This is a genomic window from Allobosea sp. P4_C6, assembly GCF_056402015.1.
This window is the reverse complement of sequence record NZ_JBFUIF010000002.1, coordinates 98398-111457: the sequence shown is the minus strand read 5'-3', so window position 1 is coordinate 111457 and position 13060 is coordinate 98398. Positions and strand designations below refer to the sequence as shown.

13 protein-coding genes are annotated in these 13060 nt (G+C 65.1%); 8 read left to right on the top strand and 5 right to left on the bottom strand.

Features of this window, described 5'->3' with window-relative positions; genetic code table 11:
• Positions 1-18: 18 nt before the first annotated feature.
• Both AC1DVA_RS02235 and AC1DVA_RS02230 read right to left on the bottom strand, forming a co-directional pair.
• Positions 19-1080 carry an NAD(P)/FAD-dependent oxidoreductase gene (locus AC1DVA_RS02235; protein ID WP_265054044.1) on the bottom strand — a complete coding sequence of 354 codons (1062 nt, stop codon included), beginning with the start codon at positions 1078-1080 and terminating at the stop codon, positions 19-21.
• A gap of 100 nt (positions 1081-1180) precedes the next feature.
• A complete protein-coding gene (locus tag AC1DVA_RS02230) occupies positions 1181-1609 on the bottom strand; it encodes a GlcG/HbpS family heme-binding protein (RefSeq protein WP_265054043.1) in 429 nt (142 codons plus the stop codon).
• A gap of 164 nt (positions 1610-1773) precedes the next feature.
• On the opposite strand from AC1DVA_RS02230, the gene lysM reads away from it, so the two are divergent.
• The 8 genes from lysM (at position 1774) to AC1DVA_RS02190 (ending at position 10246) form a co-directional block, all read left to right on the top strand.
• Positions 1774-2217: a peptidoglycan-binding protein LysM gene (lysM, locus tag AC1DVA_RS02225; protein ID WP_265054042.1), complete on the top strand. Its 444-nt coding sequence runs from the start codon at positions 1774-1776 to the stop codon at positions 2215-2217.
• Positions 2218-2356: 139 nt separating this feature from the next.
• Positions 2357-2674, top strand: coding sequence for a rhodanese-like domain-containing protein (locus AC1DVA_RS02220; protein WP_265054041.1), 318 nt, complete (start codon positions 2357-2359; stop codon positions 2672-2674).
• A 48-nt stretch (positions 2675-2722) separates the two neighbouring features.
• Positions 2723-3682, top strand: coding sequence for a YiiG family protein (locus AC1DVA_RS02215; RefSeq protein ID WP_476804825.1), 960 nt, complete (start codon positions 2723-2725; stop codon positions 3680-3682).
• Positions 3683-4048: 366 nt separating this feature from the next.
• Entirely contained in the window at positions 4049-6358 is a 2310-nt protein-coding gene (locus tag AC1DVA_RS02210) for a xanthine dehydrogenase family protein molybdopterin-binding subunit (RefSeq protein ID WP_476804824.1), read from the top strand.
• A 131-nt stretch (positions 6359-6489) separates the two neighbouring features.
• Positions 6490-6918, top strand: a complete 429-nt coding sequence (locus tag AC1DVA_RS02205; RefSeq protein WP_265054038.1) for a c-type cytochrome — start codon at positions 6490-6492, stop codon at positions 6916-6918.
• A 321-nt stretch (positions 6919-7239) separates the two neighbouring features.
• A complete protein-coding gene (locus AC1DVA_RS02200; protein WP_476804893.1) occupies positions 7240-8169 on the top strand; it encodes a c-type cytochrome in 930 nt (309 codons plus the stop codon).
• A 95-nt stretch (positions 8170-8264) separates the two neighbouring features.
• Positions 8265-8882, top strand: a complete 618-nt coding sequence (locus AC1DVA_RS02195) for an HAD-IA family hydrolase (protein WP_476804823.1) — start codon at positions 8265-8267, stop codon at positions 8880-8882.
• A 320-nt stretch (positions 8883-9202) separates the two neighbouring features.
• Complete coding sequence (locus tag AC1DVA_RS02190) at positions 9203-10246, top strand: glycosyltransferase family 8 protein (RefSeq protein WP_265054035.1); 1044 nt, start codon at positions 9203-9205, stop codon at positions 10244-10246.
• Positions 10247-10501: 255 nt separating this feature from the next.
• Here the strand turns inward: AC1DVA_RS02190 and AC1DVA_RS02185 are convergent, their stop codons facing one another.
• From AC1DVA_RS02185 to AC1DVA_RS02175, 3 genes are all read right to left on the bottom strand, one after another.
• Positions 10502-11122: a helix-turn-helix domain-containing protein gene (locus AC1DVA_RS02185; RefSeq protein ID WP_265054034.1), complete on the bottom strand. Its 621-nt coding sequence runs from the start codon at positions 11120-11122 to the stop codon at positions 10502-10504.
• An 81-nt stretch (positions 11123-11203) separates the two neighbouring features.
• The gene (locus tag AC1DVA_RS02180) at positions 11204-12127 is read right to left on the bottom strand and encodes a DMT family transporter (protein ID WP_265054033.1); all 924 of its coding nucleotides are present in this window, start codon (positions 12125-12127) and stop codon (positions 11204-11206) included.
• A gap of 122 nt (positions 12128-12249) precedes the next feature.
• Complete coding sequence (locus AC1DVA_RS02175) at positions 12250-13029, bottom strand: SDR family oxidoreductase (protein ID WP_265054032.1); 780 nt, start codon at positions 13027-13029, stop codon at positions 12250-12252.
• Positions 13030-13060 lie beyond the last annotated feature (31 nt).

The following is a 13060-nucleotide window of genomic DNA, read 5'->3' as shown; positions in this document are numbered from 1 at the left end:
TGCCCGAAACCGGCCGGTTCAGGCGACGCCGAGCTTCTTCTGCAGGCTCGACGAGGATGTCGTGTACTGGAAGGTCAGCCGCTTCTCCGGATAGACGTAGCGGTGGACCTTCTGGGAGCAGAGTGCGGCCTCGTGGAAGCCTGAGAGGATGAGCTTCAGCTTGCCCGGATAGCTGTTGATGTCGCCGACGGCGAAGATGCCGGGCACGTTCGTCTCGAACTTCTCGGTGTCGACCGGGATCAGGTTCTCGTGCAGGTTCAGGCCCCAGTCGGCGATCGGGCCGAGCTTCATCGTCAGCCCGAAGAAGGGCAACATCGTATCGCAGGCGATCTCGAAGGTTTCGTTGTCGGTGCCGCGGCAGATGGCGGCCTGCAGCTTGCCGTTCTCGCCCTTCAGGCCGGTGACCTGGCCGAGCTTCATGTCCATCTTGCCCTCGGCGACGAGGCTGCGCATCTGTTCGACCGAGTGCGGCGCGGCGCGAAAATCGTCGCGGCGGTGCATCAGCGTGACGCGCTTCGCGATGGGCTGGAGGTTCAGCGTCCAGTCGAGAGCGGAATCGCCGCCGCCGACGATCAGGATGTTGCGGCCACGGAAGGTTTCCATCTTGCGCACGGCGTAAAAGACGGAGCCGTTCTCATAGGTCTCGATGGCGGGGATCGGCGGCTTCTTCGGCAGGAATGACCCGCCGCCGGCGGCGATGATCACCGTCTTGGTGTCGAAGACCGTGCCGGCATCGGTGACGACGCGGAAGCGCGGCGCCGCGGCGGTGCCTGTCGGCTCCAGCGTTTCGATCATCTGGTTCAGATGGAAGGTCGGCCCGAACGGCTTGATCTGCTCGAGCAGGTTGTCGACCAGCGCCTGGCCCGTCACCATCGGGAAGCCCGGAATGTCGTAGATCGGCTTCTCCGGATAGAGCTCCGCGCACTGCCCGCCGACCTTGGGCAGGATGTCGACGAGATGCGCGCGGATGTCGAGCAGGCCGAGTTCGAATACGGTGAAGAGGCCGCACGGACCGGCGCCGATGATGACGACGTCGGTGGTGATGACCTCATTCTCGTTGGCGGCAGCCGCTTCGCTCATGATCTACCTTCGATCCGGTCCAAACTGTCCGATTTAACGAACCTGGTGACGGTGAGGAGATGAGCTCTCGATAGCCGGATGACAAGTGCAAAAACGCGGGTCAAGCCCCCGTATCGGCGCTGAGGCCGGCCGCTGCGATGCCCGTGCAGGCCGCCGCTTCGTCATTGTCGGAAGTGTCGCCGGAGATGCCGATGGCGCCGAGAACCGCGCCTTCGGGCGAGCGGATCAGCACGCCGCCGGGCACCGGCACCAGCGAGCCGCCGACGGCGTGCGTCGCCGCCTCGACGAAGTAGGGCCGGTCCAGCGCCATCTTGTGCAGCGCGCGCGAGCCGATGCCCAGCGCGATCACGCCATGGGCCTTGCCGAGCGCGATCTCGCCGCGCTTCAGGCTGGTTCCGTCCTGGGCTGCGAAGACCTTCTGGGCGCCGCGCGAGTCCAGGATCGCGATGGCGAGCGGCTTGAAGCCATTGGCTTCGCCGTGGGCGAGGGCTGCCTGGAGGATGGTCTGGGCCTGGGCGAGGGTCAGCATGGGGAACTCCCGTTTCGATACGGCGTTCTTGCCAGTCGCCGGGCGGGCAGGGAAGAGCCCTCTCGCCAGGCTGTCGCGCGCGACCGTCTCTCGAGAAACGTCGGCTGCTTGCGTGCGACGCCACGACAGGGCTTGATAGTCACCCGAGACAAGGAGGGCATACCATGGGTTTGTTCAGTTTCATCAAGGAAGCCGGCGCCAAGATCTTCGGATCGGGCGCGGCGAAGGCGGCCACCGCCGATGACCTGCAGAAGGAACTGGCGGGGCACGGCCTGCCATCCGACGTCAATATCCAGATCGACGGCGACAAGGTGAAGGTGTCCGGCAAGGCCGTTTCGACGGAAGAGGCGGAGAAGATCATCCTTGCGCTCGGCAACACCACCGGCGTCGCGCAGGTCGAATCCGACCTCGCCGTCAACAAGGAGGCGCCGGCCGCCGTGTTCTACACGGTGAAGAAGGGTGACACGCTCTGGAAGATCGCCGAGGAGCATTACGGCAAGGGCCAGGGCGCGAAATATACCGAGATCGTCAAGGCCAACACGCCGCCGGTGAAGAACCCCGACCTGATCCAGCCCGGCTGGGTCCTGCGCATCCCGCCGAAGGCTTGAGGATTTCGCATCGGCGCAGCCGCGGGCCGGTCCCGCGGCTGTTTTCATTTGTTCGGTTTCCCGGAGCGCCTCGCGCTGGCCATGGCCGTCGCGCCGCCTTATCTGGGCGGTACGACGAGTCTGCGCGAAAGAGCTGCCCATGATCGTGAACGACCTCGACATCGACGACATCAAGGCGGGCCTGAGCGACGGCTCGATCCTGCTCGTCGATGTCCGTGAGCCGTATGAATTCGCCGCCGGCCATATCCCCGGCTCGGTCTCGCGGCCGCTCTCGCAGTTCGACCCGGCGGATCTGCCGAATGAGCCGGGCAAGCGACTCGTGCTGTCCTGCGCCGCCGGAGTGCGCTCACGGCGGGCGCTGGAATTCGCGCAATCGGCCGGTCTAGACATCGACAGCCATTATGCCGGCGGCTTCAAGGACTGGCTGATGCATGGCGAGCCGGTCGTGCAGGATTGACGGCGCATGCCGCGCTCTCCCGAGATTTCGCCTACCAGGGATCGGACCATGTTGACCCGAGCGTTCTTCTTCGGCGCTGCCTGCGCCGCCGCCGCCCTTCTTGCCGCGCCGAATGCCACCCTGGCCCAGCCGGCCGCGACCGTCCCGGCCGGCAGCGCGAGCAAGGCGGGGGACGAGGATCTCCAGGCCGCGATCACCAAGTCGAACGCCTATACGGCGCTGATGAACCGCACGCTGCGCGCGATCCAGTCCTGGGAGCGCTATGCGAGCTGGGTCGACATGAAGAAGGGTCCGACCGGCAAGGAGCGCTACATCACCTACGGGCTCTACAGCCTTTATGACGTCGCGGGCGAGATCAAAAAGGCCGAGGAGGCGATGGCGCGCGAGCCGAAGCTGCCGGCAATCGACGCCACCGTCGGGAACTACATCAAGGCCTATCAGGAGCTGGCGCCGTCGATCACCCGGGCCGAGCGCTATTACGACCGCAAGGACTATCGCGACGACAACCTCGCGGAGGGGCAGAGGCTGCACGCGCTGATGGTGCCGGCCGCCAAGACCTTCCTGGAGGAGCGGGCCAAGCTCGATGCGCTGATGCGCGTCTACAAGAAGGGGCTGGACCAGCGCGAGCTTGCCTCGGTCGAGCAGCGGGAAGGGCGCTCGGCGCGCTGGCAGGTGCGCAACATCATGATCAATGCGCGCGCCGTGATGGATCTGATGCCGAGCAACGAGAGCCCGGTCGTCGACCTGAAGGTCTTCAATGCCGCCATCGCCGACTATGCCGGCGCGGTGCGCGAGATGGACGCGTTCAAGGACAAGAACCCGTCCGGCGTGCCCTTCATCGAGAGCCAGGCGAGCTCCTGGCTCGGCAAGCTGCGCGACTTCAGCGACAAGCTGGCCAAGAGCAAGGGCGATGTCCGGCGTGGCGCCGCGAGCGACGCGAACTGGATCGTCAACAACTATAACACCATGGTCTCGCTCTCGGAGACGGCAATCCGGACCGCGCGCTGAGAGTAATGCGCTGAACGCAGCCCCCGCGCCACGTGCCGGGGGCTGACGTAGCGCCGTTTCTGTTCCAGTCTTTCATCAGACCAAGGGTCTGTACGCACTATGGACGTTGCTCTGACGCTGGGCATTTTGGTCGGCGGCCAGGAGCGTGGACGCCGCAAACCGCCCGGTTTGCAAGGCCGCGCGACGCCGCAGCCGACCAAAAGGCCCGCGCCCCTTCGGGGTCGGGCGAAAACGGCCGATGGCTGCGTCGGTCCCTTGCCCGATGCCTGAGGCATCGGGCGGCGGGCGCCTCCTGGGCGTCGGCCGTTTTGGCCCGATCAGAACAGCGTCCATAGTGCGTACAGACCCTAACTGAGGATATGCCTCATGCGTCCCATGAAATTCGGTTTCGGCCAGCCTGTGCGGCGGGTCGAGGATCAGCGCCTGACGACCGGCACGGGCCGGTATACCGACGACATCGCCTCGGAAGGGGCCCTGCACGCCTTTGTGCTGCGCTCTCATTATGCCCATGCCCGCTTCACGATCGGCGACACCGGGACCGCCCGCCAATTGAAGGGCGTGAAGCTGATCCTGACCGGCAAGGACGTGGCCGATTATGGCGACCTGCCCTGCAAGGGGGTGATCAAGACGACCTCCGGCGAGATGGTGAAGCCGCTGCCGGTCCCGGTCCTGCCGACCGACACCGTGCGCCATGTCGGCGAGGCCGTGGCCTTCATCGTCGCCGAAACGCTGGCGCAGGCGCGCGACGCGGCCGAAGCGATCGAGATCGACTGGGACCCGCTGCCGGCCATCACCGGCATCGCCGAGGCCTTGGCCGAGGACGCGCCGCAGGTCTGGGCGGACCGGCCGGGCAATGTCGCCTTCGAAGCCGAGCAGGGCGACCGCGAGAAGACCGAGCAGGCCTTCGCCAAGGCGGCGCGCACGGTTTCATTGACCGTCGTCAACAACCGCCTCGCCTCCAACTACATGGAGACGCGGGCCTGCATCGCCGAATACGACAAGGCCGAGAAGCGCTGGACGCTGACGCTGGGCAGCCAGGGCAGCCATGGCATGCGCGACCTGATCGCGAATTATGTGCTGAAGGTCGATCCCAAGCGCATCCGCGTGGTGACGCCGGATGTCGGCGGCGGCTTCGGCACCAAGATCTTCCTCTATCGCGAATATCCGCTGGCGATGATCGCGGCCGAGAAGCTGAAGCGCCCGGTGCGCTGGGTCTCCGACCGCAACGAGCATTTCCTCGCAGATACCCATGGCCGCGCCAATCTCGCCACGGCGACGATGGCGCTCGACGCGAAGGGCAGGTTCATCGGCCTCAAGGTCGATCTCTCGGCCGAGATGGGCGCCTATCTCTCGCAGTATGGGCCTTTCATTCCCTGGGTCGGCACGACGATGACGCCGGGCTGCTACAGCATTCCGGCCGTGCACGTGCTGTTCCGCGGCGTGCTGACCAACACGACACCGGTCGACGCCTATCGCGGCGCGGGGCGCCCGGAGGCGGCCTATCTGATCGAACGGCTGGTCGATGCCATCGCGCGCGAGACCGGCAAGACGCCGGAAGCGGTGAGGATCCAGAACTTCGTCAAGCCTACAGAGATGCCGCACAAGACGCAGACCGGGCCGGTCTACGATTCCGGCGAGTTCGAGGGCCATATGCGCCGCGCCATGGACGTGGCCGACTGGAAGGGCTTCAAGGCGCGCCACAAGGCCTCGGCCAAGGCCGGCAGGATCCGCGGCATCGGCTTGGCCTGCTATATCGAGGCCTGCGGCGGCGGCGGGCCGGAAAGCTCGACCGTGATCCTCGAGAAGGACGGCACGGTCACCGTGCTGATCGGCACGCAGTCGAACGGGCAGGGGCATGAGACGGCCTACTCCCAGCTCGTCTCGCAGCATCTCGACATCCCGATGGACCGCATCCGCGTGATCCAGGGCGACACCGATCGCGTCGAGACAGGTTCGGGCACCGGCGGTTCGCGCTCCATCCCCGTCGGCGGTGCGGCGCTCAACAAGGCGACCGAAATCCTGACCGACAACCTCAAGCAGCTCGCCTCGGAGAAGCTGGAGGCGGCGGTCGGCGATCTCGAACTCGTCGATGGTGCGGTCAGGATCGTCGGCACCGACAAGGCGCTCGACCTCGCGGCCATCGCCGCGCTGCCGGGAGCATCTCCCGCCCTGCTCAAGGTGCACCAGAGTTGGCAGCCGCCGGAGGCGACCTATCCGAACGGCACGCATGTCTGCGAACTGGAGATCGATCCGGGCACCGGGGCGACCGAGATCCTCAACTATGTCGTGGTCGACGATTTCGGCGTGACGCTGAACCCGCTGATGCTGCAGGGACAGGTGCATGGCGGCGCGGCGCAGGGCATCGGCCAGGCGCTGATGGAGGAAATCCGCTTCGATCCGGACGGGCAGATGCTGACCGCGACCTTCATGGATTACGCCCTGCCGCGCGCGATCGACATCCCGAACTTCCATTTCGAGACGCGCAATGTCCGCTGCGTCACCAACGCCATCGGCGTGAAGGGCGCGGGCGAGGCGGGGGCGATCGGTGCCTGCCCGGCGGTGATGAACGCGATGGTCGATGCGCTCGATCGCGCAGCCGGCATCAAGGCCATGGACATGCCGGCGACGCCGCTCAAGGTCTTCAACGCGCTCAAGGAAGCGGGCTATCCGCTTTGATGCAAGGGCGGGTTTGCGCAGGTGCAAATCCGTTCACGCAAAAGCGACTGGCTTACGTCGCGATCATCGTTTGATCTGGACGAGTTCAAAACGGCGCCGTCCGGCACCGGCTTGCCTCAAAGGGGATAGGGATGATCCGCACTGCTTTCGTGCTCGCCGGCCTTGCGCTCGGCCTCTCCGCCGTGACGGCGCAGTCGAACCCGATCGCGGAGCGCCAGCAGGCGATGAAGGCGATCGGGGCTGCGACGCGCGAAGGCGCGGCCATCGCGAAGGGAGACGTTCCCTTCGATGCGGCCAAGGCGCAGGCCGTCTTCAAGACATATGCCGATGCGGCGAAGAAGGTGCCGGGGCTGTTCCCCGACAATTCCAAGACCGGCGAGACCACGGCTTCGCCGAAGATCTGGGAGGATCAGGCCGGGTTCAAGGCCGCTTTCGCCAAGTTCGAGGCTGACGCCGCGGCGGGCGCCGCCGTCACCAGCCTCGACGGTTTCCGCCCGGCCTTCGGTGCGGCGACGAAGAATTGCGGCACCTGCCACGAGGCCTATCGCGTCAAGAAATAGGCCGACCCGGCCACTTGTGACGTGCACCGAAGCGGGCGCCAGTGATGGCCGCCCGCTTTTTCGTGACCGAGGCAGCCTTGGCTGCTCCCTCGCCGTCATGCTCGGGCTTGACCCGAGCATGACGGAAACCAGCGCCTTCTCGTCATGAGATTCCCGGGTCTGCGCTTCGCTTCGCCCGAGAATGACGCCTTTTGCCGGGCGGCAGCGTGGTTCTATGGAAGATCGTCACGCTCAGTTTGGAATTGCTGCGTTTTGAGGGTTGCCGATGAGACGCCGGCCCGTCCAATCTGGCGGACGCGCCTTGTGGAGATGCCGATGCTGTTGCTGCGCCGCATGTTCGTGACCCTCGTCGTGTTCGTGGCGCTGGCCTTCGCCGGCTTCTACGTCCTTACCGATCCGCGCGTGGTCTCGCCCTCGCCGGAGGTCGGCGCGCTGCCGGCGGCGGATATCGAGAACGGCAAGCTGCTGTTCGCGGCGGGAGGTTGCGCCTCGTGCCATGGGACGCCGGGGCAGGACGACAAGCTCCGGCTCGGCGGTGGGCTCGCGCTCGCCTCGCCCTTCGGCACCTTCCATGCGCCGAACATCTCGCCGCATACACGCGACGGCATCGGCAATTGGGGTGTGCAGGACTTCGTCGATGCGATGGCGGCCGGCGTCTCGCCGAAGGGGCAGCATCTCTACCCAGCCTTCCCCTACACCTCCTACCGGCTGATGCCACCGCGGGCTCTGGCCGATCTCTTCGCCTATATCCGCACCCTGCCGCCGGTCGAGGGCCGGGCGGCGGCGCATGACCTGCCATTCCCATTCAACATCCGCCGTCTGGTCGGCGGCTGGAAGCTGCTGTTCTTCGAAGGGGCGTCCTTCCGTCCGGACCCGACGAAGAGCGAGGCGTGGAATCGCGGCGCCTATCTCGTCAACGGCCCCGGCCATTGCGCCGAATGCCACTCGGCTCGCAACGCGCTCGGCGCGATCATCCCGGCGACCCGCTTCGCTGGCGGCCCCGATCCTGAAGGTAAGGGCTGGGTGCCGAATATCACGCAGTCCGAAAACGGCCTCGCCAAATGGTCGAAGGAGGAGATCGCGGAGCTGCTGAAGACCGGCTTCACGCCGAGCTTCGACAATGTCGGCGGCACGATGGCGGCAGTGGTGCGCAACATCGCGCAACTCCCGGACGCCGACCGGATGGCAATGGCGGAATACCTGAAATCGCTGCCGGCGGTGGAAGGGCCGGCACGGCCGCAGGCGAAGTGAGGAGAGGCCGGCTCGACCAACCCACGGGCGCAGAGGCTGCTATCGGTGAAAAGAAGCATTCGCCCTATCATCAGCGGATGCGCTTCAAGGCCTTAATGCTCGACGTCGACGGCGTCGTAATCGTGCACCCTGATCCCCGCGGCTGGTCGGCGCATCTTGAACGCGACCTCGACCTGTCAAGCGAGCTGTTGCATGCGGCTTTCTTCCAGCCGCACTGGCAAGACATCATTCTGGGACGCGCCGATCTGCGAGCGCGCCTCGAACCGGTACTTGCCGAGATCGCGCCGCATCTCAGCGCGGAGACATTAACGCGATACTGGTTCGAAAACGATGCTCACCTCAATCATGGTCTGCTTGCGCAACTTGACCCGATCAGGTCGGCCGGAGTGAAGCTTCACCTCGCCACGGTGCAGGAGCATCAACGAGCCCGGCACATCTGGCACGGGCTGGAGCTGAAGCGCAGCTTCGACGATATGCACTACGCGGCAGAGCTTGGTTGCGCCAAACCCGATGAGCGCTTCTTTCGCGCGGTAGAAGCAAAAAGCGGCTTTTCTCCTTCGGATATATTCTTCATCGACGATAAGCAGGCCAACGTCGATGCAGCACATGCGAGGGGGTGGAGTGCGGCTTTGTGGAATGGGACGCGGTCGGTTACTGCCTTGATGGAACAGGCGGCTGATTGCGGTCCGTCTACTCCATCACCGCCGCCTTGAGATGCAGCCCATCAAGGCGTGGCCGGGTTCGTTGCCGACGCAGCGGACGACGTGGCGGCGGTCGCAGCGTTTCGCCGACCTTGGCGCGCTGGACGATGTTGCTGACCTCGACCTCGAATTCTCCTGCGGTGACCGAGAGCGCTTCGATCGAGCGCCGTCGCGAGAGTGGCAAAGCTAGCTTTGGCGAACGCCGCTGGTCGCAGTCGTATGCCACCTTTGCGCATGGCGCTCCCTATTTTGAGTGCCTCGCATCGACTTATCCTTTCTCCTGCCTCGGACTAGACTTACCCCGTCGGGCCAAAGCTTCGGGAGGGTGAATAGTGGCTGGAAAGGAAGATGTTCACCTTCTTTGCGCATCCAATACCCGGTATATCATGCCGCTCACCGTGATGTTGACGTCAGTAGTGTGCAACTACAAATCAGATCGGCCGTTGCATATCCATGTTCTGACCTCCGATATCGAGGCTGCCGCGCGGCTCGAGCTTGAGCGGGTGATCGGCGAGATGGCGCGCGAGAAGGTCGAGATCACCTTCCACTGGTCGCCAGTCGATCTCTCTTCTTTCGAGGCGTTTTTCTCACAAGGGGATCTGAAGTACATCTCGCCAGATGCCTATTCGCGACTGCTGGCCCCCCATGTCCTGCCAGCCGATTGCGAGCAGGTCATCTATCTCGACTGCGATCTCGTCGTCCTGGCGGATCTCGCTTCGCTCAGCGATGCAGCGAACCCCGAATTCGCGATTTCGGCTGTATCGAACGTTTGGTATCCTTACGTATCGTCGAAGCTGGATGCGCCACCGGCATTGAATACGTCGTCGACATCGGAATCCGATCCCGTTGTGTTCAACTATGCCGAGCTCGGCATCCCGCCATCAAACCGCTATTTTCAAAGCGGTGTACTCGTCATTAATCTGAAGCTCTGGCGAGAACGTAACGTGTCGGAGCGCGTGTTTCATTATCTCGCCGAGCACAAGGACCGCGTTCAGTTTCTCGATCAAGGCGCGCTCAACGCAGTCCTCTTCGATGACTGGTTCCGCCTTGACCAGCGCTGGAACCAGGTGTCCACCTCCCTGCTTCCGGAGCGATGGGTTGCGCCAGCCTACAGCCGTGCCGAATGGATCTCTTCCAGAAACAGCCCATTCATCGTGCACTATGACGGCAAGTACAAACCATGGAATGCTGACTACAAAAAACCGCGGTCATCATTTTTCGTCAGATACCTGAAGATGACGCCATACTGGCGCAGGGTTGATATTTCGCCTTTTGCGAAGCTTGAAAGCGTGATCGGCTATCGAGCCTTCTACGCGCTGTGGCGTCTCAAGAGGGCGGCAGTCGGCTTGCTGCAGACGGCTTTGCGGCCTGCCTGACAAATCTGTGTCCGGCGGGCGCGAGGCTCTCGTTGCATGGCCGGGGGCCTGCATCGGCCTTTCGCGCCGTGCTGGTCGAGGCCTGCTTCAACGTTGTCGCGGTCTATCTGGCGGGGGGCGTTCGCGTCGCCGGCTGATCGAGAGGAGGGGGCAGACCCCGCGCCCCGCGCCTCGCAGCGCTCCGCTGCCCTCGAATATAAACGCCCGCGCGATGCGCGGGCGGGAAGATGCGTGCGCGGGAGCCCCGGCCGCCGCCTACTCCATCACCGCCGCCTTGAGGATGCAGACCATCAGGGCGTGGCCAGGTTCGTTGCCGACGCAGCGGACGACGTGGCGACGATCGCAGCGGTAGCGCAGCGTCTCGCCGGCCTTGGCGCGCTGGACGATGTCGCCGACCTCGACCTCGAACTCGCCGGCAGTGACCGAGAGCGACTCGATCGAGCCGCGCTGATGCCCCTCGGAGTCGAGCTCCCCGCCGGGCTCGGACGAGACCTCGTACCATTGCAGCCACTCGACCGTCTTGATCCAGCCGACGATCGCGAGCCTGAGCTTGCCGTCCTCGGAAACGAGGATCGGCGTGTCGGCTCGTGTGGTCTTGTCGATGAAGGGCTCTTCCTCGCCGCTGGAGAGCACGCGCTCGATCGAGATGTCGAGTGCCTGCGAGAGCCGCCAGATCGTCGCCAGCGTCGGGTTGGTCTCGTTGCGCTCGATCTGGCTGATGATCGACTTGGCGACGCCCGACTGCTCGGCGAGATCGGAGAGCGAGAAATTATAGGCCTTGCGCAGGCGCTGGATCGTCTTGCCGAGCTGGCCCGAGATCACCTGAGCTCCGGACTCAAGCTCCCGCCCGCCGCGCTCTTTCGTCTCGATTCCCATGCATCCGGCCCCGTTTCGACTGATGTGTCGTTTGTAACGGCGGACGATCGTTTGAACAAGCGAACAATGCCCATGCGGGCGTCAGGTTATGCGGCTGGGGCCGACCTCGCGCTGCTCGCGCCGTGCGAGGCCGAGCTGGCGTTCGCGCAGGATCACATAGATGCCGGAGGTGATGACGATGAAGGCGCCGATCAGGATCGTCATCGGTGGCCATTCGCCGAACCAGAACCAGCCGATCGCCACGGCCCAGAGCATCGTCGAGTACTCGAACGGCGCGATCAGCGAGGCATCGCCGTAGCGATAGGCCTGCACGATCAGGATCTGGCCGAGCCCGCCGAGGATGCCAATGACGACCATCAGCAGGGCGTCCTGGAGATCGGGGATGTTCCAGCCGAGCAGGATGGTCGAGAAGCCGAGCAGGCTGGTCAGCAGCATGAAGTAGAAGACGATGGCGCCGGTGCGCTCGGTCTGGGTCAGGAGCCGGACCTCGACCGAGGCGAAGGCCGAGCAGAAGGCGCCGGCGAGGCCGAGCGCGGCGCCGATGGCCGAGCCCGTGCCCATCGGATGGGCGCCGGCGCCGAGATGTGGCGAGAGCATGATCAGCACGCCGACGAAACCGATCGCCACCGCGCTCCAGCGATAGATGCGGACCCGTTCCTTGAGGACGAGCGCGGCGAGCATGACGACGGCGAGCGGCGCGGCGTAACCGATCGCCACCGCTTCCGACAAGGGCAGGAACTGCAGCGCCGCGAAGCCGCAGAACATGCCGGTCGAGCCCATGATGCCGCGCTTGAGGTGGCCGCGCAGATTGCTCGTCTTCAGCGCCGCCGGCAGCTCGGAGCGCCAGGCCAGCCAGATGAGCAGGGGGATCATCGCGAAGAAGGAGCGGATGAAGACGATCTCACCCGTCGGATAGCGCGTCGAGATCGACTTGATCGCCGCCGACATCAGGGTGAAGGCCAGTGCCGAAACCAGCTTGAGGGTGATGCCGAGAAAAGGGGACAACGGAACGGTGCGCCAGGGGAGCAGGAACGGTTTCGAGCGAAACCGTTCCTGTGCTTAGACCATGTCCAGGCAGGGCGGCGAAGCGTGAACTCTGCAACCCCGCCAAGCCCGCGGCGCGCGGCTCAGAACGTGCCGCGGAAAGAGCCCCCGTCGATCAGGAAATTCTGGCCGGTAATGTAGCCGGCATGGTCGCTGGCGAGGAAGGCGCAGAGCTTGCCGAATTCGTTCGGCGTGCCGAGGCGGCCGGCCGGGACCGCGGCGAGCCGCTTCTTCGTGGCCTCCTCGATGCTGATGCCCTGCATTTCGGCGACCTTGGTGGTCGCGGTCTTGATCCGGTCGGTGTCGAACACGCCGGGCAGGATGTTGTTGATGGTGACGTTGGCATGCGCGACCTCGCGGGCCACGCCGGAGAGAAAGGCGGTCAGGCCCGCGCGGGCGGCGGAGGAAACGTCGAGGCCGGTCAGCGGCGTCACCACGCTCGCGGAGGTGATGTTGACGATGCGGCCGAAGCGGCGCTCGATCATGCCGTCGATGACGCGCTGAACCAGCTCCAGCGGCGTCGCCATGTTCTGCACGACGCCTTCCAGCAGTCCGTCGCGCGTCACGTCGCGGAAGGGCTTGGGCGGCGGGCCGCCATTGTTGTTGACGAGGATGTCGGGGTTGGGCGCGGCGGCGAGCAGGGCGTCCTGTCCGGCGCGGGTCGAGACATCGGCGACGACGGCGATGATCGTCGCGCCGGTCGCGGCGCGGATGGCGCTTGCGGTGGCCTCGAGGGTCGTGGCGTTGCGGCCGTTGATCACGACGGTGCAGCCGGCTTCCGCCAGGGCTTCGGCGCAGCCGCGGCCGAGCCCCTTGCTGGAGGCGCAGACGATGGCCGTACGGCCGGCGATTCCGAGATCCATTGCGTTCTCCGATGAGCAGGGAGGCTTTCGA